General features: G+C 36.9%; 18 protein-coding genes and 2 pseudogenes. All 20 read right to left on the minus strand.

The features are described from left to right. Window positions 1-242, minus strand: a pseudogene (gene tnpA / locus HLX49_RS13750) (IS200/IS605 family transposase); the annotation flags it as partial. A gap of 197 nt (window positions 243-439) precedes the next feature. Then, window positions 440-694: a DUF3243 domain-containing protein gene (locus HLX49_RS13755; protein ID WP_073004948.1), complete on the minus strand. Its 255-nt coding sequence runs from the start codon at window positions 692-694 to the stop codon at window positions 440-442. A gap of 78 nt (window positions 695-772) precedes the next feature. Next, window positions 773-1,486 carry an elongation factor P 5-aminopentanone reductase gene (gene ymfI, locus HLX49_RS13760; RefSeq protein WP_077703938.1) on the minus strand — a complete coding sequence of 238 codons (714 nt, stop codon included), beginning with the start codon at window positions 1,484-1,486 and terminating at the stop codon, window positions 773-775. Window positions 1,487-1,492: 6 nt separating this feature from the next. Further along, the gene (yfmH, locus tag HLX49_RS13765; RefSeq protein WP_296362583.1) at window positions 1,493-2,776 is read right to left on the minus strand and encodes an EF-P 5-aminopentanol modification-associated protein YfmH; all 1,284 of its coding nucleotides are present in this window, start codon (window positions 2,774-2,776) and stop codon (window positions 1,493-1,495) included. Further along, window positions 2,769-4,073 (minus strand): EF-P 5-aminopentanol modification-associated protein YfmF, encoded by a 1,305-nt coding sequence (gene yfmF, locus HLX49_RS13770; RefSeq protein ID WP_077703943.1) that lies wholly within the window; start codon window positions 4,071-4,073, stop codon window positions 2,769-2,771. The genes yfmH and yfmF overlap by 8 nt, the downstream gene beginning before the upstream one ends. A gap of 301 nt (window positions 4,074-4,374) precedes the next feature. Next, a complete protein-coding gene (locus HLX49_RS13775; protein WP_296362586.1) occupies window positions 4,375-5,334 on the minus strand; it encodes an ABC transporter permease in 960 nt (319 codons plus the stop codon). Then, entirely contained in the window at window positions 5,335-6,381 is a 1,047-nt protein-coding gene (locus HLX49_RS13780; protein ID WP_269467139.1) for an ABC transporter permease, read from the minus strand. It lies immediately after the preceding gene. After that, the gene (locus HLX49_RS13785; protein ID WP_296362601.1) at window positions 6,378-7,889 is read right to left on the minus strand and encodes an ABC transporter ATP-binding protein; all 1,512 of its coding nucleotides are present in this window, start codon (window positions 7,887-7,889) and stop codon (window positions 6,378-6,380) included. The genes HLX49_RS13780 and HLX49_RS13785 overlap by 4 nt, the downstream gene beginning before the upstream one ends. Before the next feature lie 162 nt (window positions 7,890-8,051). Beyond that, window positions 8,052-9,164 carry a BMP family lipoprotein gene (locus HLX49_RS13790; protein WP_077703951.1) on the minus strand — a complete coding sequence of 371 codons (1,113 nt, stop codon included), beginning with the start codon at window positions 9,162-9,164 and terminating at the stop codon, window positions 8,052-8,054. A gap of 111 nt (window positions 9,165-9,275) precedes the next feature. Then, complete coding sequence (locus HLX49_RS13795; protein WP_077703954.1) at window positions 9,276-10,001, minus strand: GntR family transcriptional regulator; 726 nt, start codon at window positions 9,999-10,001, stop codon at window positions 9,276-9,278. 444 nt (window positions 10,002-10,445) lie between these two features. Beyond that, entirely contained in the window at window positions 10,446-12,716 is a 2,271-nt protein-coding gene (locus HLX49_RS13800) for an FtsK/SpoIIIE family DNA translocase (protein WP_077703957.1), read from the minus strand. Window positions 12,717-13,318: 602 nt separating this feature from the next. Beyond that, window positions 13,319-13,537 (minus strand): YlzJ-like family protein, encoded by a 219-nt coding sequence (locus HLX49_RS13805; protein ID WP_077703960.1) that lies wholly within the window; start codon window positions 13,535-13,537, stop codon window positions 13,319-13,321. Continuing rightward, window positions 13,534-14,262, minus strand: a complete 729-nt coding sequence (locus HLX49_RS13810) for a ClpP family protease (protein ID WP_077703963.1) — start codon at window positions 14,260-14,262, stop codon at window positions 13,534-13,536. Before HLX49_RS13810 ends, HLX49_RS13805 begins: the two co-directional genes overlap by 4 nt. Before the next feature lie 349 nt (window positions 14,263-14,611). Continuing rightward, window positions 14,612-15,487 carry a 4-hydroxy-tetrahydrodipicolinate synthase gene (dapA, locus tag HLX49_RS13815; protein ID WP_077703966.1) on the minus strand — a complete coding sequence of 292 codons (876 nt, stop codon included), beginning with the start codon at window positions 15,485-15,487 and terminating at the stop codon, window positions 14,612-14,614. 18 nt (window positions 15,488-15,505) lie between these two features. Then, on the minus strand, window positions 15,506-16,732 hold the full coding sequence (dapG, locus tag HLX49_RS13820) for an aspartate kinase (protein WP_296362595.1): 1,227 nt from the start codon (window positions 16,730-16,732) through the stop codon (window positions 15,506-15,508). 10 nt (window positions 16,733-16,742) lie between these two features. Further along, a complete protein-coding gene (asd, locus tag HLX49_RS13825) occupies window positions 16,743-17,795 on the minus strand; it encodes an aspartate-semialdehyde dehydrogenase (RefSeq protein WP_077703972.1) in 1,053 nt (350 codons plus the stop codon). A gap of 62 nt (window positions 17,796-17,857) precedes the next feature. Continuing rightward, window positions 17,858-18,448, minus strand: a complete 591-nt coding sequence (gene dpaB, locus HLX49_RS13830; RefSeq protein ID WP_101933997.1) for a dipicolinate synthase subunit B — start codon at window positions 18,446-18,448, stop codon at window positions 17,858-17,860. 142 nt (window positions 18,449-18,590) lie between these two features. Further along, a complete protein-coding gene (gene dpaA / locus HLX49_RS13835) occupies window positions 18,591-19,469 on the minus strand; it encodes a dipicolinic acid synthetase subunit A (RefSeq protein ID WP_077703977.1) in 879 nt (292 codons plus the stop codon). Window positions 19,470-20,267: 798 nt separating this feature from the next. Beyond that, complete coding sequence (locus HLX49_RS13840) at window positions 20,268-20,510, minus strand: YlmC/YmxH family sporulation protein (RefSeq protein WP_077703983.1); 243 nt, start codon at window positions 20,508-20,510, stop codon at window positions 20,268-20,270. A gap of 34 nt (window positions 20,511-20,544) precedes the next feature. Further along, window positions 20,545-20,657 (minus strand): annotated as a pseudogene (locus tag HLX49_RS17200) (IS30 family transposase); the annotation flags it as partial.

The following is a 20,657-nucleotide window of genomic DNA, read 5'->3' on the forward strand; positions in this document are numbered from 1 at the left end:
AAGTAACCCATGAATTGAGATACACTCAGTTTTGGTGGTATACTCACCAACATATGGATGTGGTCCCTGCATGCATTTGCTTCGTGTATTTCAACATCTTTTCTGTCGCAGAGTTCTCTGATTATTTTTCCTATACTTTTTTTTTATTTTCCATAGATAATTTGCCTTCTATATTTTGGTGCAAAAACTAAATGATACTTACATCTCCACTGCGTATGTGCTAAACTATTCTTGTCCTTCATTGGATATGCCTCCTTCTGTGGTGAGATTTGGTGGTCGGGAAACCAACCTTATCTTACCATGAAGAGAGGCTTTTTTTGACACCACGCTATAAGCTTTCTGGAACCCCCGGCATAGCCAGGGGTTTTCTAAGACCATAATAAATTCTGCCACGCTACAGACGAAGCGTGGCAGACAATTGGAATTTCATATAGATTGTTCAATTTCCTTGGTTTTGAACATATTTAATCATCGTATTAGCTAGTACTTGCTGTTCTTCATCAGAAGCTGAATTCCATAAGTCACGCAGTACAGCCTCTTCTTTGTTTTTAGCATCAACGTGCTGTGCTAAATAATCACCAATCTCATGAGCAATATTTTGAACTGTTTCATTACTCATTCCTTGTTGTTGTGCTTGTGTAAGCTTATTAGCTAAAAAGCTTTTCCATGAATCAAAATTATCAAGAACGGACATCTTTTTTCCTCCTTCCAATTTATACATGCATAGTATTTGAGAGATTTTCAAGTTTATGCATGTTGGGTAGAAGAAAAGTTACCAACCGCCTGTTACATCTAAAATTGCCCCTTGTATATAGCTCCTTTCACTAGCTAATAGAAAAGTTACAAAAGATGCAATTTCTTCTGGTTTCCCCGCTCTATTCATTGGAATTTCTGTTAAAATTGCTTCTCTTTCTTCCTTACATAAATGATGATTCATCTTTGTTTCAATATAACCTGGGCTAATGGCGTTAACCGAAATCCCAGAAGGTGCAACTTCTTTCGCAAGTGCTTTAACAAAGCTATTTTGTGCTCCTTTAACTGCAGAGTAAACGACTTCGTTACTGGCACCTTGTTCTCCCCAAATCGATGTTATAAATAAGATGGAACCTGCTTGTTTTGCAATCATATCCGGAAGAAGGTATTTGGTAATAAGCCAAGGTGATTTAACATGTAGTTGAATCATAGCATCCATCGTTTCCTCACTAGTATCTTGAAACAAACCGTAATGTGCTTTCCCGCTTGCAAAGACCACTCCATCAATAGCGAAGGGTAAACTTTGCATCAACTGTTCACAAGATCTGTTTTTACTTAAATCTGTTTGATACGTGGCTAAAATAGATTCAGGATATGCGTCACAAAGTTCATCAATTACTCGTTTGTTTGTATAATAGTGGAGTATTAATTGGTAACCATGTTGTAATAATTGTTCAGCTATTGCTGAACCGATATCTCCACTAGCCCCTATTATAAGAATGTTTCTTTTCATTGCAGCTTACTCCGCATCGATCGTACAAACTGATAACCGTTCTTCGTCTATCCAAGAATACATAAATTGCTTCGCATCCTCCAAAGTTAACTCTCGAACAGCTGAAAGTAATGTAAAGAAGTCAATACCTAGCATATGATAATGTGTATAAGCGTTTGCTATGTTCTCTAAGCGGTTCATCATACGTAGCAGCTGACCTATTTTCTTCTTCTTTATACGCTGGAAAGTTTCTTCATTTAAATTCGCTTCCCGGATACCAAGTAACATGGATTTTAAGCGTTCGGAAAAGTGTTCTGGGTGTCTCGTATTACTACCAATCAATACATACCCAAAATCTCGATCAATATTTGATTCAAAAAAGAAACTATCATCAATTAGATTTTCATTATAAAGTTCCTCGTAAAATGGTCCGCCTTTTGAAAAATAATAGTCCAATAACATATCCTGAAGTAAATCTTCTATTAAAAGCTCATCTTTAGACAGTTGCTGATTAACACGTTTTATTCCTAGCGTACATTTAGGAATCGAGACAGGCATAGTTATTCGCTTTTCTCGCTCTGCTACCGCATTTGGCTCATTAGGGAACTTCCGTTTTAACTGCTCCATCTTGGCAAACTGTTTTTTGTCTTGATTCTCTCTAATTAACTGCCCCATTTTTTCCGGTTCAAAGTTTCCAGCAATAAATAAAACCATATTCTCAGGATGATAAAAGGTATGGTAGCATGTATATAAATCTTCTTTTGTGATTTGGTAGATCGATTCAACTGTCCCTGCAATGTCTACATTAAGTGGGTGATTTTGAAACATTGCTTTAATGGTGCCCATAAAAGCTTGCCAATCAGGCTGGTCATCATACATCCTTATTTCTTGAGCAATAATCCCCTTTTCTTTCTTTACGGATTCATCTGTAAAATAAGGATGTTGGACAAAATCAATGAGTGTTTCTACATTTTTCTCAATTTGATCAGTTGCTGTGAAAAGATACGCTGTTTTCGTAAATGAAGTGTAAGCGTTCGCTGAAGCACCTTGTTTAGAAAAGTCATGAAATACATCCCCTTCTTCACTTTCGAAGAGCTTATGTTCTAAAAAGTGAGCTACTCCTTCTGGAACAGTAATTACTCCATCTTTACCTATAGGCGCAAAATGCAAATCAATTGAACCATAGTTCGTCGTAAACAAAGCATGTGTTTTTGCTAGTTCTGGTTTCGGTAATAAAAATACGGTTAATCCATTAGCTAATTTCTCCGTATATAGCGTTTCATCAATATCACTATATATGTGCTTATTCATGACTATCTCCTTTCTCTGCCGTTAATAAATAAGTTGTGTCTTCTTGCAAGCGTTTAGCAACAGCAACAATCTCTTCTTTTGTCACCTTATTCAATTGCTCTACAAAATGAAGAGGAGTAATTTTTTTGTTTGCTAAAACTTGTTGATATAAAAATTCAATTGTTCCTTGCGGGCTGTCGAATGTCTCTAATAGTTGGTTAGTAATAACGGCTTTGGCTTCCGCAATATCTTGCGTTGTAAAGTCTCCTTGCTTCATTGCTTCCACCTGTTTTTTTATAATGTCTCTTGCCTTTTCAAAATCTTCTGGAGCAATACCACTAAAAACAAACAATAATCCTTTATGACTTTCCATACGAGAAGCAGCATAATAAGCAAGACTATTCTTTTCTCGAACATTAATGAACAATTTTGAACTTGGAAAACCACCGAAAATCCCATTTAGTACATGAAGAGCATAATAAGCAGGCTCTCCAAACGTAACGTTTGTGCGGTAACCGATATGTAATTTTGCTTGCTGAACCTTATCTGTTTCCACAATTTCTTTTGGTGTAACATCAGTTTTGTTAAAATGGCGTTCTTTCAAATCTTTATGCTTTAATCTTGGTTGATTTTTGTTTGCTTGTTGAAATACTTTCTTTATTGCCTCTTCCATATTTTCCTTTGAAAGATCCCCTTGCACATAAATATCAATTTGATCGTTTGCAACTACTTGTTGGTAATAAGAAAAAAGAGAAGCCGGAGTTATTGTTTCCAAGTCATCCAAATATCCATGCACATGAACTGCATAAGGCTCGCCTTTACACATTTCATCAATTAAACGGAGGTTAGCATAACTCATCTTGTCATCTTTTAAGCTCAGGTTTTTTTGTTTTAAGGTCTCCTTCTCTCGTGAGAATATAGACTTATTGAAGCCTTGGTCATCAACATTTGGATTAAATAACACATCATAAAGCAGCTGTAGACCTTCTTCAAATACAGAAGAATCTCCTGCTAAAAACTTCTGATTGGCAATATCTAGTCGCACACTAATAATATGGTTTTCTCCTTTTTTGGCGCCGTCTATAGAAAGAGAAGCTCCGTATAAGCCATCTAATTTTATTTGCAGTTCTTGTTTAGATGGGTATTGTTTCGTACCTTGCTTTAGTACATATGGTAACAATGCTCTTTTTGTAATCGTGTCCCTATCTAAAGGTGCACGCAACTTTAAAACAACAGTCAATGTTTTATACTTTTGATTAGGAATATAATGAACATTAAAACCGTTAATATCTTTTATGTTTTCCTGAATTTCTTGCATGGTAATCCTCCCTTATATAGACTTTTCATTTATTCTGCTCACATTTATCATTCGTCATCCATTATAAAGCAAAAAAAACTCGCTTGCGACTTTTTTTACACAAACAGAGCTTTTTTATCTTTTTAGAGAAACTTGGCTATCGCCAAGTAATTATGGCGATAGCCGTAGTTTTGCTTATACTATAATTCATGAAAATTTTATACTTTCCTATAGTGTAAATATAAAAGATTCACCTGCATGAATTTCTTTGTGGCGTTACTCCTATACTTGTATTTATTAAAGAATATGACCAAGTAAGTTTTTAGCGGTTCCCCTTAATATAAGGCACTCCATTTGCTTTTGGCGCTTCTGCACGACCAATAAAGCCAGCTAATGCTAAAATAGTTAATACGTAAGGAGCTATGAGTAAAAATACTTGCGGCACATCTTCTAATAGCGGAATACCTCCACCAATAACACTTAAGCTTTGAGCGAACCCAAAAAACAAAGCAGCGCCCATTGCACCGAGCGGGTGCCATTTTCCAAATATAACGGCTGCTAGAGCCATAAATCCTTGTCCTACAATTGTTGCATGTGAGAAATTGAAAGCAATCGTTAAAGCAAATACTGATCCACCTAAGCCACCCATGGCACCAGAAATAATCACAGCGATGTAACGCATCTTATAAACATTAATACCATTTGTGTCAGCAGCCATCGGATGTTCACCTACTGCACGTAGACGTAATCCAAACGGTGTTCTGTATAAGATATACCATGACACAAAAGCAAGGAAGATAGCTACATAGGAAGTTGGGTAAATTCCTTGAAAGAAAACAGATCCAATTAAAGGAATATCTGCTAAAACAGGAATATCTGTTGTATAAAATGGTTGCGTCACCATATCTGTTTGACCTTTATCATACCACTGCTTTGTTAAGAAAATGCCGACTCCTAAAGCTAAAAAGTTAATTGCTACACCACTAACTACTTGATCGGCATAAAAAGTGACGGAGGCTAAGGCATGAATGATGGCAAAGATAGCACCAACTCCCATGGCAACAAGAATAGATATCCATGGCGTCCAAGCACCAAATACGTCAGCAAAGGTGAGATTGAAAACTATACCTACAAATGCTCCCATTACCATTAAACCTTCCAAGCCAATATTAACGACTCCTGAGCGTTCACTGAATACCCCGCCTAAAGCAGTAAAAATAAGTGGAGCTGAATAAAAAAGTGCAGTTGGGATTACAGATTGTAATAATTCTATAAAACTCAATTATTTTCCCTCCCTTTTAAACCGTAATATTATCCAGCGAATGAGATAGCTTGAGGCGACGAAGAATATAATTAAAGCAATAATAATATCTACCAACTCATTTGGAACTCCAGCTTGGGTTGGCATATTTAAGGCCCCTACTTTTAAAGCTCCAAATAGGAATGCTGCAAGAACAACACCAAATGCATTGTTTGCCCCTAAAAGTGCTACAGCAATTCCATCAAAACCGATATTGGAGAAACCAGAACTCGCAGTCATATTACCGTACGTACCTAACCCCTCCATAGAACCTGCTAAACCAGCAAACAAGCCAGAAATAACCATAGCCAAAATAATATTACGTTTTACACTCATACCTGCATACTTCGAGGCATGTTTGTTATACCCTACTGACTTTAGTTCAAAACCGAGTTTTGTCCGTTCAATGATAAACCACATGGCAACTGCTGCTAGTATTGCTATGAATATGCCATAGTGCATTCTGGAAAAATAAGTGGCATTTGCTAACCATTCAGAAGCTAATGAAGCAGTCGAAGCAACCATATCCGTTTTATCTGCGTTTTCCGTTAAAACGCTGCGGATGATGGCATTAGAACTATATAGGGCAACATAGTTTAGCATAATCGTTATGATTACTTCGTGTACTCCCAATCCTGCTTTTAGCAAGCCGGGAATAAATCCCCATAATCCTCCGGCAATTGCTGCTACAAGTAAAGCTAGTGGTAGGTGAATATACATCGGAGCGTCTATTGCTGTGCCTACCCAAACAGCTGCCAACCAACCAACAATGACTTGCCCTTCAGCCCCAATATTAAATAAGCCAGCTCGAAATGCAAATGCAACGGCTAAGCCTGTAAATATGTAAGGCGTTGTCTGTCTAATAGTTTCACCAAAAAAGTATAAATCACCGAATGCTCCTTTAAATAAAGCAATGTAGCCTTGTATAGGATTATAGCCAAAAAACAACATAATCAAAGCCCCAGCAAAAAGACCAATGAGAACAGAAATAATTGGTACAAGGATGTTAAACCATTTATTTTCCATCACGATTCTTCACCATCCTTTACACGACCGCTCCCAGCCATTAATAAGCCTAATTCCTGTTCACTTGTCTCTTCTGGCTTTACATCTGCTACAATTTTCCCATCATAAATAACAGCGATTCGGTCGCTAACGTCTAGAATTTCATCCAATTCAAAAGAAACTAATAAAATTGCTTTTCCTTTATCTCGCTCTTCTATGAGCTTTTGGTGAATGAATTCAATCGCCCCAACATCTAATCCTCGTGTAGGCTGAGCAGCGATTAATAAATCAGGAGATCTATCAATTTCTCTAGCTATTATAGCTTTTTGTTGATTCCCCCCAGACAACGCACGCGCTTTTGTGTATGGAGAAGGTGTACGAACATCATACTCCTCTATTAGCTGTTCTGCCTTTTGCAAAATTTGCTTATAATTTAATACTTTGAATTTAGAATAAGGTCGTTTATAATAAGTTTGTAAAACGAGATTTTCAGCAACAGAATAGTTCAACACAAGCCCAAATTTATGTCTATCTTGAGGTATATGGCCGACACCACTCTCTGTTACTTTACGAGGAGAGAGATTTGTAATTGGTTTTTCATTTATAACAACACTCCCGCTATGCGCTTTGCGAAGACCAGTAATTGCTTCAATTAATTCACTTTGTCCATTCCCATCAATACCTGCAATACCTACAATTTCACCAGCACGTACATTTAAATTTAGCCCTTTTACCATGTCTACTTTTCTGCTATCTCTTACAAATAGATTATCAATCTTCAGAACGGTTTGTTTAGGTTCAGCTGGTTGTTTGTTCGTTTGAAAAGATATATCTCTACCAACCATTAAAGAAGCTAACTCTGTAACAGTTGTTTCTGCTACGTTTACGGTGCCAATACCTTTACCTTTTCGAATAACGGTACAGCGATCACAAATTTCCATAATTTCTTTTAGTTTATGCGTAATTAAAATGATAGATTTTCCTTCTGCAAGTAAAGTTCTAAATATTTCCATTAACTCAGCAATCTCTTGTGGTGTTAAAACAGCAGTTGGTTCATCAAATATAAGCACATCTGCTCCACGATAAAGCGTCTTTAAAATCTCCACACGTTGCTGCATACCTACAGAAATATCACTTATCTTTGCCATTGCATCTACTCGAAGACCATACCGATCAGACAATTCTTGCACTTCTTGCTCTGCTTGCTTTAAATTAATTTTCCCCTTGTTTGTTGGTTCAATACCGAGAATAATATTTTGGGTAACAGTAAACGGTTCGACTAACATAAAATGTTGATGTACCATACCGATTCCTAAATTGTTAGCAATGTTGGGATCGGTGATGGATACTTTCTTACCCTTCACTCGAATTTCTCCTTCCTCAGGTTGATATAACCCAAAAAGGACGTTCATCAAGGTCGATTTTCCTGCACCATTTTCACCCAATAAGGCATGGACCTCTCCTCGCTTTAATTGGATGGTTACATCATCATTAGCAACTACTCCCGGAAACTCTTTTCTTATATGCAGCATTTCGATCACATAATCTTCCAACTACATCACTCCTTTACTACAAAAACAGTTTCCCCTTAAGAGGCTCCTGTTGATCATCTTTCGAGTAAAGCTCAACATTTCATGTCTAGACTTATATTTCATAAAAATTCAAAAGAGGCTGGCTGACTCCAGCCTCTTTTTTTACAACGACTTTTCAAATTCTTCTAGATCTTTTCGCGTTTGCGGTACATCTACTTCTTCGTTAATAATTTTTTCTTTCCACTCATCAACTGCTGAAGCAATTTCTTCTGTGTAAGCATTCTCATTCGTATCAGCAAGATAGACACCGTCGTCTTTTAAAGCGAATTCCAATATTTCACCGCCTGGAAAATCCCCATTTAAACCAAGATTACTTACTTCTTGAACAGATAAGTCCACTCGCTTTACCATAGATGTAAGTGTTACATTATCTTCGCCTATTTTCCCTTCTTCATGCTGATCGCGATCTACACCAATCACCCAAATTTCATTATCAGGATCGTTCTTTTTCATATCTTTTGCTTGGTTAAATACGCCATTTCCAGCTGCACCTGCTGCATGATAAATAATGTCTATATCGTCACCATACATCCTTGTAGCAATTAACTTTGCATCATCAGCTGAACTAAAATCACCAACATATTGAATATCCACTTCAATATCTGGATCGACAGATTTTGCTCCCGCAACAAATCCAACTTCAAATTTATTAATCAAATCAGAATCCATGCCACCAACAAAACCAAGCTTGTTTGTTTTGGTTTTCTTAGCAGCTGCAACACCTGCTAGAAATGAACCTTCATGTTCAGCAAATGTAATACTTGCAACGTTAGGAGCTTCCACAACGGTATCGACAATGGAAAAACTTGTATCAGGATTTTGTTCTGCTACTTTTGAGATCGCATCTTCTAGTAAATATCCAACACCAAAAATCAAGTTATAGCCATCTCTTGTTAAACGAGTAAGGTTTGGCAAATAATCAGACTCATCATTAGACTGTGCATAATCATAACCGTTTCCTTTTGATAATCCATGTTCTTCTCCCCATGCTTGCAGCCCCTCCCAAGAAGATTGGTTAAATGATTTGTCATCAACTCCGCCTTCATCTGTTACCATAGCGATGGAATAATCCGTAGACCCTTCGCTTTCTTCTGTTTTTTTACCATCATTTCCACCACTTGTTTTATCTTCATTATTAGAACCACCACACGCAGCTAAAACTAAACCAAAACTAATAAAAATAGTTAGTAATAAAATAAGCTTTCTACTTTTCAAAACAATAGCCCCCTCTTTTATTTTTTGTTTCCGACAACGATTGATCACACTATTTTCGAGCGCACCACCTCCTTTGTTTGAAATCGCTTCCATTTTATTATAAATGTTGTTTTACGTACGTTTACGTAAAACATGAAAGCTAAACATATCGGATCGAAAATAGTTTGCTGAGTATAAAACCGCTTCATCTTCGGAAGTATAGTGCATTTGCCTAAGCAACAATAATGGTTGTTCTTTGTGGCAGTTTAAAGTCTTATAAATGCGTTCATGGTAACCAATTGGCTCAATATATGTCACGGCATAGGCAACCCTTTTATTAGCGTAATCCTCCATTAATTTAAAAAAGGAATCTGCTTGTTGGACACTTTCTACCGGAATGATCTCTTCAGGAATTTTATCAACACAAAATACAACTGGTTCCCCGTCGGCTGTACGAACGCGCTCAATTTCAACTAATTGCTCTACAATATGAGGAGCAAATCGGCTCTTTTCCTTGTCCGTTGCTTCTCTTATATCTGTAAATAAATATTCTGTTCCGGCTTTTTTTCCTGATTGCTCAATCATGTATGTAACACTTGTAAGTTGTTCAATACCAGAAGAAAATACAGGCTTAGGGTTTACAAATGTACCAACACCGTGTTTCCTAGTGACAATATTATCTTCTTCTAATATTCGAAGTGCTTCTCTTAAAGTTGCCCGAGAAACACCTAGCACCTTGGATAATTGAAATTCCGATGGGAGCTTTTCATTCTCCTTGTACGTGCCATTATGAATATCTTTTTTTATTTGATCAATAACTTGTAAATATAAATGCCTTGAATCATGTTTAATAGACAAACTTCATCACCCCAAAACTGTATTCCCGATTAGATATCTGACCTCTGACATTCTACTAGTTTATAATTTCATCATAGCATGAATAGATTTAGAAAGAAATACCTTTTCAACAAAATTCAACAATTATATAAATCTAAAAAATAAATGGCGTGTGCGCTAAAGGGTAATGATTCGGGGGACCATAGAATTATGTCATTGAAAAGCATTGACTTTTCTTCTACGTACAATTCTTTGAACAGCAACTTGTAAAACCAATCACTTGTTCATTACAAAAAGCTCCTTAGCAAAACTTGGCTATCGCCAAAGTAATTATGACGATAACCAAGTTTTGCTTACGCTATTAACTCTAAATATTAATACTTTCCTATAGTGCAAAAAAGCTACAATGGCATTTTCAGCAAGCTCTTGCGTTAAAGAATTTACTTATGAGGCTTTATTCCAACATTAATGTGAAGAAGTATGTTCTTCAGCTGTTTGACTGATAAGAACTGTACGTGGCTTACTCCCCTCATACGGACCAACAATACCTCTTTGTTCCATGGCATCAATTAGCCTTGCCGCTCTAGTATAACCAATTCTAAAGCGGCGCTGTAACATAGATACACTAGCGCTTTGCATTTCGGTGATTAATTGAACAGCATCATCATACAATTCATCGTCTACTTCTTCTGCAACCTCATTGACTTCTTCTGGAATCATTTCTTCTTGATAAGACGCCTTTTGCTGTTCAATACAGTGGTCTACTACGCGTTCAACTTCTTCATCAGACAGAAAAGCACCTTGTACACGAGTTGGCTTAGAAGATCCAACCGGGATAAACAACATATCTCCTCTTCCCAATAACTTTTCTGCTCCGCCACTATCCAAGATGGTTCTAGAATCTGTTGCCGAAGATACACTAAAGGCAATCCTAGAAGGAATATTCGCCTTAATTACCCCTGTAATAACGTCTACAGATGGACGCTGGGTGGCAATAATGAGATGAATTCCCGCAGCACGTGCCATTTGAGCTAATCGAGTAATTGCATCTTCCACATCACTTGAAGCTACCATCATTAAGTCTGCTAATTCATCTACTAACACGACGATGTATGGAAGATTCGGCTCTGGATCTTCAACATGTTGATTATGTTTTCTAATATATTCATTGTATCCTTCAATATTACGTGTTCCTGTATCGGAAAAAAGTTCATATCGTCGCTCCATCTCTGCAACTACTTTTTGTAGAGCTCGAGAAGCTTTTTTCGGATCCGTTACAACGGGAGCAAGTAAATGTGGAATACCGTTATACACATTTAATTCAACTTTCTTAGGGTCAATCATCATCATCTTCACTTCATGTGGTTTAGCACGCATTAAAATAGTAGTAATTATCCCATTTACACAGACACTTTTCCCGCTTCCTGTAGCACCTGCGATAAGTAAATGTGGCATTTTATTTAATTCGCCAACGATTGCTTCTCCGGATATATCTCTGCCAAGAGCAAATAGTAGTTTAGAAGATTGTTTTTGTGCGATACTCTCTAGCACTTCTCGTAAAGATACCATGGCTACTTCTTGATTTGGAACTTCGATTCCGACCGCAGATTTCCCTGGAATTGGTGCTTCTATCCTTAAATCTTTTGCAGCTAGGGCTAATGCCAAATCATCATGTAAATTAACTATTTTACTCACCTTTACACCAGCTTCTGGATATATTTCATATTTCGTTACCGCTGGACCTACATGCACTTTCGTAACACGCGCTTTTACTCCAAAACTAGTAAATGTACTCTCTAATTTTTTAACCGTCGCTTGAATTTGCGATTTTTCCTGTTGCTGCGAATTGTTTGTTGGCTCTGCCAATAATTGCATAGAAGGAAGAATATATTCATAGTTTTCTACTTCCGTCATCGGCATATTATCTAAACTATCATTTGCTTTTTCCTCTTGTTGAACCATAGAAATTTGTTCTGTTTCTTCAGGAAATTGTTCATTTACCGTAGTATGGTCTGTAAAATCTTGAATCACAGGTTCTGAGATAACATGCTCAGTAATCTCTTCGCCATTTTGTTCAAATTTAGGTTCGTTTTCTTTTATGGAACGTTTCGCAGTTCGTTTTTGCCTCCATGTATCTTGCAAGTGTTTTACGTTACTTGCAATCCACTTCCACATTTTAGAAAACACATCGCCTACTGATAAATCAGTCATAAAAATAATACCGATAATAATGGAAAAAACAGCTACAATTTTAGCACCTGTTAAGGAAAATAAGTAATAGGAAAAGGTAAGCAATAAAGCTCCAGTCATTCCTCCTCCTAAATATTCGGATGATAGTTGATTTTCCATATAACTAGAGTAATTTTCCCAAGTCGATCCAAGTATTGATATTTCTTGAGTGGATGCAATTACTTCATCAAACATTTGTGTGTGTGTCATGAGTAATACGCCACCAAATATAATATAAAAGCCAACCATTCTTTTTGTTGCAAAGTTAGGTAATTTCCGTTTTACTACTAATTTAATACCTGTTATTAATAAAAAAACCGATGCAACAAAATACCAAATCCCTAAAAAGAAGCGAAATAAGTGCTCAAGGCCCCCTGGTATAGCTCCATCACTTATGGCACTAGCTCCACTTCCAAAAATGCCTAAGAAAATGAATAAGAGACCTATTAGCTCTAGTTTTAATTGTTTTTTTAATTTGCTGCTGCGTCTTTTTTTCTTTCTTGCCATACTTTCACCTCAATCATTTTTGGCAATCTAATTAGATGGTAACATTCATTGGATAAACACTTTTTTCTTTACTATCGATCGAATGATTCATGTCAACAATCAATTTGTTCTACATTTAAATATTACACTAAAAAATTTCCATTCTATTATGAAGTTATGGAAAATATAATTATAATATATGTATAGCCGATTTAGTCAACTTTCATATTCTACCTTATCTATGTCATTAACAAAAGCAATTCCGCTCTACTTAGTATATCATAATGTCAATAAAGTGACATTGAAACAATGGAAAACGATTTAATCAGAACAGAGGCGCAAGCGCCGTTTAGTAACGCAATGAATGGCACACATTAACGGAGATAAAGGAATAAAAGGGTATGTCGACGTCGAGCGGCAAGCCGTTTTTAGTCGGCTTTCCTCTTAACGACGAACCGATGATGACTTATCGTAGGGCGATTTCGTGAAGTTACTTAGTTATTAGATGATGGAACAGTAGTCGCTATTCGTTATTTCGTTATCCGCAAGCACCTCATTTTACACTTTCTTATCTTTTTTAAAAAACTGCCTTCAACCAAAGATTAAAAGCAGTTTTATTACATTCAGTTTTCATTCATCTGAGAAATAATCGTACCGGGGGAAAACTGATGATTTAAAAAGTCCTTTGGATCGGTTGATAATAATTTAACAATTTCTAAGGATCCATCTGCTCTTTTTTCACAATATAATGGTTTGCCATTGTATGAAATCATTTGTCTTTCCGTGTATTCCTGGGAGGTATAAAAAATATCTTCTTTTGATAGTGGTGTATAAATAATCATTGCATCACCTGCTGTTCGTGATTGCCATTTTGCTTAATCAATTCATTCACTTTTTTCATTGCTTCTTTAACACCGCCAACATCATCAATTAAGCCATATTCTACTGCTGTTTTCCCAACAACATTTGTACCGATATCACGTGTTAAATTACCTTTTGCAAACATTAAATCTTTAAATTTTTCCTCTGTTATATTAGAATGATTTACGACAAAGTCAACCACACGATTTTGCATTTCATCCAAATACTCAAACGTCTGTGGTACACCGATAACTAAACCTGTTAAACGAATTGGATGTATCGTCATCGTAGCAGTCGGTGCAATGAAAGAATAGTCCGTAGCAACAGCTATAGGCACCCCAATGGAGTGACCTCCTCCAAGCACAATCGAGACTGTAGGTTTAGATATAGAAGTAATCATTTCAGATAAGGCTAACCCCGCTTCGACATCACCACCAACCGTATTTAATAAGATAACTAAACCTTCAATTTTCGGATTCTGTTCAATGGCAACTAATTGTGGCAATAAATGCTCATACTTTGTTGTTTTGTTTTGTGGTGGGAGTTGTACATGCCCTTCTACTTGTCCGATAATGGAAAGCACATGTATATTTGAATCTGGCGCTTGTGGTACATTAGATTGTCCTAGTTGTTGAATCTTTTGCACTAAAGCAGAGGAATTATTATCTTGCGTTTGATCGTCCTTTTTTTCTGGCTGTTTATCCATTTACTTACACACTCCTCATTAACAAGTTATTCCTCTCATAGTATGAACGGAACATCCGATAATCATGCAGGCTTCTTTTAAGAAATATTACTGTGTTCTTTTTCCGGTAAAATTTGTTTCACCTTACCGGTTAGACAAATAAAAAAATTATTTATTTTTACACTTGACGACAGTTTATCAAATGAAACAGGTAAACATTTACCAATCAATCTCATAACTATGGATATTTTTTATGCTACCTTAGAAAAACTTGGCTTACCGCCAAATCTTTATGGCAGGAGCTTTAGTTTTTCTTATACTATAAACCTTAAAACTGTATACTTTCCTATAGTATAAAAAAATACCGGCATTATATACCGGTATTTTCTAAGATCGTTGTTAATTTATCTTTATCCTGCTGCGATAGTTCAAGTAGTGGCAAACGCAAACCACCAACTTCTATTCCTTTTATGCGAAGGGCAGCTTTTACAGGTGAAGGAGAAGGCGCCATAAATAACCCTTTCATAACAGGCAACAATTGACGATGAAGCTTAGCTGCCTGACACGTGCTTCCTTCTTCAAACAATTGAATCATTTGCTGCATTTCATTTCCTATCACATGAGAAGCTACCGAAATAACACCTGTACCTCCAACAGACAATATTGGTAATGTCATACTATCGTCACCACTATATACAGAGAACGAATCATCTGTTAGCTCAATTATTTGAGACACTTGATCAAGATCACCACTAGCTTCCTTGACAGAAACAATATTATCTATTTTACTTAACGCTACAGTTGTCTCCGTGGTTATATTTACAATCGATCTTCCTGGTATATTATAGAGCATCACAGGTAGCGATGTGCTTTGAGCTACAGTTTTGAAATGTGCAAATAGACTACGTTGATCTGGTTTATTGTAATACGGTGCTACAAGCATCACCGCATCCACACCACAACGTTCTGCTTCCTTGGTTAAATCTATCGAAGCTTGCGTGTTATTCCCTCCAGTCCCTGCAATAACAGGAACGCGTTTATTTACTTGACCAACGACATGTTTAAACAGGCTCACTTTTTCTTCAGAAGTTAAAGTTGGTGATTCACCTGTTGTTCCTGCAATGACTAAACCCTCTGTACCATTTTGCAACAAGTGTTCAATAAGTGCATCTGTCTGCGTATAATCAATATTTCCATTTAAATCAAAGGGTGTGACCATTGCAGTTAACACTTTACCAAAGTTCATTCTAATCACCTTTTCTATTCATTGTGCGGAGTTGATTATGTGACTCAATTCAAAAGCTTCATGCAATGCATTTACTGCCGCTTTTAAATCTTTTTCATGTACGAGTACCCAAATGGTTGTATGGCTGTCTGCTGACTGCAGAATTTGCACATTCGCATCAGTCAATGCTTGCACAATTTTTGCAGCAACACCAGGAACATCAGTCATGCCAGCTCCTACAGCTGATACCTTTGCACAGTTCTCAGTAATTTCATGTTCAAATCCAAGCGTGTTTAATATGTGTACAGCCTTTTCTGTGTAAGCATTTGGTACAGTATAGATCACCCCTGTAGGTGAAATGGTAATGAAATCAACAGAAATCCCTGCTTCAGCCATTGCTTTAAATACGTCTGACTGCATCCCAAATGCTGCCTCTTTCGTTTGTACTTGAATCTGAGTTATAGCATCCATATGTGCAATTCCAGTAATTAATAGATCAATAATGTCCATCCCTTCTACACGTGAAGACGTAACAAGCGTTCCTTCATCTTTGGAGTAGGTAGAACGCACACGCATAGGAATTTTCCCTTGCATAGCAATTTCTACTGCTCGGGGATGAATGACTTTTGCTCCTTGATATGCCAAGTTACAAATTTCAGAATACGTAACTACATCAAGTGGTCTTGCTGTTTCAACAACCCGTGGATCAGCAGTCATAATACCATTTACATCTGTGAATATTTCAATCCGCTCAGCTGATAAAGCAACACCTAATGCTGCAGCTGTTGTATCACTTCCACCACGTCCTATTGTCGTAATGTCACCAGATGTAGTAGTTCCTTGAAAACCTGCGACAACTACCACATCATGCGTTTCTAATTCTTGCAAGATTCGTTCTGGCTTTACTTCTTTAATTTTTGCTTCTGTAAAGTCATCTGTTGTAATGAATCCTGCTTGTGAGCCAGTTAGAGCCGTTGCAGTAATATGTTGCTTTTGTAATTCATTAGAAAGTACAACGGATGAAATAATCTCACCACACGACATGAGCATATCCAATTCTCGTGAAGCATTTTTATTCGCCGGAAAATCTACCAGACTGAGTAGCGTATCTGTAGCATAAGGATCAGGTTTTCTGCCTAATGCAGAAACGACAACTACAAGTTTATATTCTTTTACTAAAGCATCTTTTATATGTTTAATTACATGGTCTCGGTTTTCTTGTGACTGTACCGAAGTACCACCAAATTTTTGAATGAGTATTTCCATTCGTACACCTCTATCGTTGCAACCAATTATTTTGAATTAACTCTTGGGCGATTTGTACCGTATTCCAAGCTGCGCCTTTTAATAAATTATCAGATACAATCCATAGATGGAACCCGTGTTTATTGTCTAAATCCTTGCGAACTCTACCAACAAATACATCTTGTTTACCCTCTGCAGCTAAAGGTGTTGGATAAATCTGCTCTTTTGGATTATCCTGCAACACGATCCCCTCTGCATGCTGTAACACTTCCCAAATGTCCTTTACCATTACATCTTCATTCTCTACTTCAATATATACACTTTCTGCATGAGACGTAAAGAATGGCAAACGTACACAAGTTGCAGCCACTGAAAGGTCTGGTGCATGCATAATTTTCTTCGTTTCATTAATCATTTTTAATTCTTCAAAAGTATAACCATTTTCTTGAAAGAGATCAATTTGTGGTAGTGCATTAAATGCAATTGGAAAATGGTTTTCATCTCCTTTAACAGGGAGAATAGTTGCTTTCATTTCTTCATTAGACAAATAAGCTTGTGACTGATTCGCTAACTCATCACATGCTTCATTACCTGCACCTGAAACGGCTTGATAAGTGGATACGATAATACGTCTTAAACCAAATTTAGCTTTTAGTGGCTCTAACGCTGCCACCATTTGAATGGTAGAGCAATTTGGATTGGCAATAATTCCCTGGTGATCTTTTAAGTCTTCTTTGTTGACTTCAGGAACTACAAGTGGCACAGACTCATCCATACGAAAGGCGCTTGTGTTATCAATTACTACTGCACCACGTTTCACAGCTTCTGAAGCGAGCTTTTTAGAAACTGAACCACCCGCTGAAAACAAAGCAATATCAACGCCTTCAAAACTTTCAGGTACTGCTTCTTCGACCATGATTTCCTCTTGGTTAAAAACCTGTTTAGAACCAGCAGATCGTTTGGAAGATAAAAGCTTCAATTTATTTATTGGAAAATCTTTCTCTTGTAATAATTCCAGTATTTTATGACCAACTGCGCCTGTTGCTCCAACCACAGCTACATTATAGGCTGATTTTTGCGACATGAATTTATTGCTCCTTTCCAAAACTAGATTATTAGACTTCTAGCTTATCATTTTATCACAGATCAGCTTCGATGAGGAACAATAACTGGTTGTAGTTGTTTAAATTCAAGTGCAGATTCAATAGTCTCTGGTATTAATTCCATTTTTGCAACAAGTGAGTTTGGCTTTAAATAAGGATCATCTTGCCCATATGGAACAAAGTAAATAAACTTACTAGCCATTAAACGCATTAGATTAACTCCATTTAAACCAAGTGCATCGTTTGTAGAAACACCCACTACTACAGGTTGTTGATTACGCATTGTTGCCTTAGCTGCCATTAAAACTGGTGAGTCTGTTAAAGCGTTGGCAAGTTTGCTTAAGGAATTTCCGGTTAGCGGAGCAATGACCATACAATCTAATGGCATTTTAGGCCCTAGCGGTTCTGCCTCAGGCATCGTAGTTATAATTTCTTTCCCAGTAATGGTTTGAATCTTTTCCATATGGTCCTGAGCATCACCGAACTTCGTGTCAGTCGTTCTTACTGTGTATGTTACAATTGGAACAACTTCAGCACCTAGATCCATTAATTTCTCCATTTGTGGAAAAACTTGGTCATATGTGCAATGGGAACCTGTTAAGCCAAAACCAATTCTCTTACCTTTTAAACGCATTGATCGTACCTCCTATGGAAATTAGTATTTATTGTGTAGGATTTCTATCCTTATGAAAAATTGCCATTAAAGCTGGCAAATGAATCTTTTCCTTTTTTATCTAGCACTGAAATAACTTTCAAAAACACAAATAGCTAAATGTTCAATACGGATTTTGAATGATTTCTTGTTTTATAACATTAGCTAATATTTTCCCTGCAGTTTTAGGTGCAACTATACTTGGTAAACTGCGCGCCAACATGGCTTTAATACCACGCTGTTTTGCATACGTAAAATCAGTTCCTCCAGGCTTTGAAGCCAGGTCAATGATAACTGCATGCGATGGAAGATGTTTCATCTCCTCTTTTCTAATTACAGGAGCTGGGATAGTGTTAATGAGTAAATCACACGCTTGCATATGAAGCGCTAATTGATCTAGTGGGATTGCTGTTAAGCCCATTTCAGTTACTCTTGCTAGATCTTTCATGTGAGTCGCGCTAACGGATACTTTTGCACCTAGAGAAGAAAATTTATTTGCAACCGTATGTCCCACTCTGCCAAACCCAACTACAACGACACAGGAGGAATGGATCGTGAAATCTGTATGTTCAATGGCCATCATAATCGTACCTTCTGCCGTTGGAATAGAGTTATATATAGCAACATCATCTCGGTCTAACAGAGGAACTAACTTGATATTTGCTTTGCTTATGGCATTTTTCAAATAAGCATTGGCTATTCCAGAAAATACAATTGTTGATTTTTTCAGTTGTTGAAACCAGTTCGTGGAGAGGTGGATTTTTTTTTCTGAAAAAACAGGTTCTACCATCCCATTAGAATCCGTACCAGTTATAGGTAAGATAACCGCGTCTAATTCGCTCGGTGTGACTTCATCAATAGCCAATTGTTTTAAGCCTGTGAATCCTTGCTCTAATTTATCAAACCCAATAAGCAAAAGTGTTGTATCTGTTAATGCTTGGAGTTGGCGAATTAATTCTAAATAACGGGCGTCTCCGCCGACTATTGCAATTGTTCGGTTCATGTTTGTAAAGACCCTCCAAACGTACCATTTTCATTCACATTTCTTTATAGCTTATGTATGGAGATCGAGTTAGTGATTACATTTTATGAAAACAATTACTATACACAAATTTAAGAAGCAAAATTCTAACTGGGAAAGACGACTACATAAAAGATAGCATCATTTTATGGAAAATTCATACGTTTTTTAAAAGGGCTTTTACAAAACAGGACGTATGCTGTATTCCTTCTCTAATTCTGAGGTAAAATCTTACATCATCTTGTATTGGGGCAAATAGTTACCAAGATGATTTTCAATTGTGTGGCAAAGAACAAATGTGCGGAGCGCCCGTTTAGCAACGTAGCGAATGGAACGAATCAACTAAAGATTTAGGAATCATTCCACTAAAACAGCAGTATGCCGAAGTCGGGCGGCAAGCCCGTTTTTAGTCGGGCCTTCCTCTTAGCGATGAATAGATGATGACTTATCTAGGTCAATTTTGTGAATTCACGTCGTTGCTGGACGATGGAGCTAGAAATGGCTATTCGGTTATTTCGTTATCCATAAGCACTTCATTTTATCATTTCCTATGCAAATAAAAAAGCCTTCCAATTTGGAAGACAGCAACGTTTGATTTAGCACTGTTTAAAAAATCAATGTGGGAGAAGTTTTCATCCTGAATCATGGTTTAATATAGGGATACGACCTAAAGGTCTCTTCAAAGATGGGGATTTAGCTGCTGTTATGTCTCGCTTAAACTTGTCAGACCGCATCTTCCAATTCCTCAACTGGGTGTACTAGCAGCTATTTGATAAAATGTCATATACTGTTCTCTGTATCGATAATAATCATATCCTCGCCCACTTTTTTAATTGCATTCCAGCGAATTTTGGTTTCTTCCGCTTCCTTTTTTAAACCAAACCATTTATAATTTGGAATAATAAAAGCTTCAATTTGACCAGTAGTTTCATTAATTTCTAAATCTGTTTGTCCCAATACGCCTAACCTTGCTCCTTCTTGTACGTTTACAATTTCTTTTCCACTTATTTCTTTATACCGCAATTCATTCCCTCCTGTTTTTATTATTTTTGATTTGTCAAATTAAGCGAGACAACATGCTTTTATCAAAATCCTGACCGACATAATCTATGAAACACTCCATTGGTGTTTTGTATTTCAATGATTTCCTTGGTATGTTATTCCGTCGGA

The organism is Virgibacillus sp., from assembly GCF_013393565.1.
GTDB classification, from domain to species: Bacteria; Bacillota; Bacilli; order Bacillales; family Amphibacillaceae; genus Virgibacillus; species Virgibacillus dokdonensis.

Coding starts and splice junctions, on each gene's coding strand:
- asd (WP_077703972.1), bottom strand. CDS start 17,795: ATGTCGCAAAAATCAGCCTATAATGTAGCTGTGGTTGGAGCAACAGGC.
- HLX49_RS13785 (WP_296362601.1), bottom strand. CDS start 7,889: ATGCTGCATATAAGAAAAGAGTTTCCGGGAGTAGTTGCTAATGATGAT.
- yfmH (WP_296362583.1), bottom strand. CDS start 2,776: ATGAATAAGCACATATATAGTGATATTGATGAAACGCTATATACGGAG.
- dapG (WP_296362595.1), bottom strand. CDS start 16,732: ATGGAAATACTCATTCAAAAATTTGGTGGTACTTCGGTACAGTCACAA.
- HLX49_RS13755 (WP_073004948.1), bottom strand. CDS start 694: ATGTCCGTTCTTGATAATTTTGATTCATGGAAAAGCTTTTTAGCTAAT.
- HLX49_RS13805 (WP_077703960.1), bottom strand. CDS start 13,537: ATGATTATTTATACACCACTATCAAAAGAAGATATTTTTTATACCTCC.
- yfmF (WP_077703943.1), bottom strand. CDS start 4,073: ATGCAAGAAATTCAGGAAAACATAAAAGATATTAACGGTTTTAATGTT.
- HLX49_RS13800 (WP_077703957.1), bottom strand. CDS start 12,716: ATGGCAAGAAAGAAAAAAAGACGCAGCAGCAAATTAAAAAAACAATTA.
- ymfI (WP_077703938.1), bottom strand. CDS start 1,486: ATGAAAAGAAACATTCTTATAATAGGGGCTAGTGGAGATATCGGTTCA.
- dpaB (WP_101933997.1), bottom strand. CDS start 18,448: ATGCGTTTAAAAGGTAAGAGAATTGGTTTTGGCTTAACAGGTTCCCAT.
- dapA (WP_077703966.1), bottom strand. CDS start 15,487: ATGAACTTTGGTAAAGTGTTAACTGCAATGGTCACACCCTTTGATTTA.
- dpaA (WP_077703977.1), bottom strand. CDS start 19,469: ATGAACCGAACAATTGCAATAGTCGGCGGAGACGCCCGTTATTTAGAA.
- HLX49_RS13810 (WP_077703963.1), bottom strand. CDS start 14,262: ATGGATAAACAGCCAGAAAAAAAGGACGATCAAACGCAAGATAATAAT.